The sequence below is a fragment of the Vibrio sp. YT-19(2023) genome, from assembly GCF_033337395.1.
The window spans coordinates 1-936 of record NZ_JAWOQN010000220.1 but is presented as its reverse complement, the minus strand read 5'-3'; the positions used below and the strand labels follow the sequence as shown (position 1 = coordinate 936).

The following is a 936-nucleotide window of genomic DNA, read 5'->3' as shown; positions in this document are numbered from 1 at the left end:
GATGCCAGCAATGGCCGTTCGTGAAGTGGTCGAAGAGGCATTTGCCGCAGACCCTACCATCACGGATTTTGCTGCGTGTGACATTTGTGCGACGGTCAACCGCGACCCTGCTGTTTCCATGTACTCAATGCCATTATTGTATTTGAAAGGTTACCACGCGCTGCAAGGCTATCGCGTGGCAAACTGGTTGTGGAAACAAGGCCGTCATGCCCTCGCGACGTATTTGCAAAACCAAATTTCTGTGGCGTGTCAGGTAGACATTCACCCAGCAGCACGTATTGGTAGCGGCATCATGCTCGACCATGCGACGGGCATCGTGATTGGTGAAACAGCGGTGGTTGATAACGATGTGTCGATCCTACAAGACGTCACCCTAGGTGGTACAGGTAAAGAGTGCGGCGATCGTCATCCGAAAATCCGTGAAGGCGTGATGATTGGTGCAGGTGCCAAAATTCTTGGTAATATCGAAGTGGGCGAAGGGGCGAAAATCGGCTCTTGCTCCGTAGTATTGCAAGCGGTGCCACCGCACACGACCGTGGCGGGCGTACCCGCGAAAATCGTTGGTCGACCAAAAACAGACAAACCGTCTCTCGATATGGACCAAGGCTTTAACGGTAAATCACAAAGCTTTATCCATGGAGATGGCATTTAACCGTCTTCTGATCCTTTGACAATAATGTGGTAGGTAACTCTCAAGTGCGAAAACAAAATCACCCAGTGCTCCGCTCGGCTATTTTATTAACTTGTGCTTTATCTGCCACCTATCCCCTCTCTTCTTTCGCCGCAAGTCAGCAAGAGCTCAAAGGCGTTTCCAGCGAAATCAATCGCCAAAAGAAGGCGCTAACCTCGCAAGAAAAACAGCTTAACGAGCTGCAAAAATCGCTCAAAGACCAAGAGCTTGGCATTTCTAAGCTGGAGCGAGAAATCAAGCAAACC

Annotated in this window: 1 protein-coding gene and 1 pseudogene; both read left to right on the top strand. The window is 50.1% G+C overall.

Features of this window, described 5'->3' with window-relative positions:
- A partial coding sequence (gene cysE, locus R7E78_RS24995) for a serine O-acetyltransferase (RefSeq protein WP_318058456.1) occupies positions 1 to 652 on the top strand: 652 nt, incomplete at its 5' end.
- Between the two features lie 26 nt (positions 653 to 678).
- A pseudogene (locus tag R7E78_RS24990) lies at positions 679 to 936 on the top strand (hypothetical protein); the annotation flags it as partial.